We start from the raw sequence: 1,559 nt of genomic DNA, 5'->3' as shown, positions 1-1,559 counted from the left end.
CCGTCAGCGACCCGAATATGGGGCCCGCGAATGAGTACTGGGGGCTGCCGGCGGATTGCCTGAACCGGGAGGACACCCTGCACCTGGAGCAGCCGGGTGACCCGGCTATTTGCGACTACTCAGGCGGACACCCGGAGGCCGAATCTGTGTGGCTTGTGGGGGACTCCCACGCCCAGCAGTGGCAGTCCGCGATAATCGAGCTTGCCCGGCAGAAGAACTGGAAGTTGAACCTGAGCTACAGCGGCGGCTGCCCTCTGACTGACGCGCCTTACGTCGGGTACCGCGGCGTAGCAGCGGAGCCCTCCAAGATCCGAAAATGTGCCATCTGGGGAGCGAATGTCGTCGCCGCAGTAGAGCGCGACAAGGCCGCCAAGGTGTTTACATCGACTTTTGCGGCGGGTGAACAGATCGATGACGGCACAGGCCGGTCCCAAGTGGAGCAGTACAAGGACGGATTTGGCCGTTACTGGTCACGATGGTCCCGGGCGGGCGCGGTCGTGTACCCGATCGCCGACCCGCCGCTCAACGACAGGGTGCGCGACGTTAGCTGCATCGCCGTGAGCGCCGCGGATCCGGCTCAATGCCGCGCTCCACGAGCCCAGGCCCTGCCGATTGACCCGTTGGTTGAGGCTTCGAAAGCAAATTCCGAAGGCGGGCGAATTCGGCTGTTGGACATGTCCGATTACTTCTGTGACGCGTCGTTCTGTCATGGAGCGGCGGGTGGAGTGGCCATATACTTCGATGCGGATCACCTTAACCGGCAGTACGTGGTGCAGCTCGCCCCCTATCTCGCCAGACAGCTTTGACCGCTCCCACGGTTCATGGGCAAAATGAATTCCGTAGAGATCAACTGAGAATGCCACTCGGACTGCACTTCTCAAGACGGTACTTGGACCAGAGATCGCCCGTCGGCCGGGCGAGGAATATCGCATTTCGTTCAGGGCGGCGTTGCTGCAGCCTACATGCAATGACACCGCGGGTCGGGCAGCCCGGTGGCTGATCGGAGGCAATGATTACCTGCGGCCGTCGGTAGTGACGGTGGTGGAAGTGACATGGTAGTCGGACAAGTTGAAGAGGACGGCCCGCAGAACGGGTCCAGCGCGGCGGTCTTGATCCCCGCGGTGAACTCAGGACCGCGGGTTTGAGCCAGTCCGCGTATGCCATAACGGATTGGTCTGGGACGAGGTCCAGCAACCGTGCATGCACCACACCGTTCTCGTCGCGGGTCTGGTCCACGATCCCGGTGACCATCCCGGCACGCCAACGCGGTCCGTGATGAGCCCCCGAAGCCGTCACCGTCCTGGACGCGTCCACGTCGTCAAACTCCGGTCGGCAACGGCTGACGAGGTCCGCCTCGGGTCTAGGAGGACACCCTCGGACACCGCCAAAGGCGACCCGCTCTACGGGATCCGCAGGATCTTGCAGATCGGAGCCAAACAGCCCATCGACAAAGAAACAGCCGGGCTCGATGCCAAACTCGTCTTGGAGACCCCGACCAGGAAGTCGCCCTCCCTAGGCAGTGAAGTCAAAAGCTCGGCAACATCTATCACGCCCCTCCA

The 1,559-nt window shown here is 62.5% G+C and carries 1 protein-coding gene and 1 pseudogene; both read left to right on the top strand.

Translation table 11 applies throughout. From position 1 onward, the window contains the following. On the top strand, positions 1-806 hold an 806-nt coding region (locus AC5RWX_RS33130; protein WP_494100401.1), incomplete at its 5' end, for an SGNH hydrolase domain-containing protein. 394 nt (positions 807-1,200) lie between these two features. Continuing rightward, a pseudogene (locus AC5RWX_RS33125) lies at positions 1,201-1,559 on the top strand (hypothetical protein); the annotation flags it as partial.

Source organism: Arthrobacter sp. SPT-J7, assembly GCF_059089965.1.
This window is presented reverse-complemented; position numbering and strand designations above follow the sequence as displayed.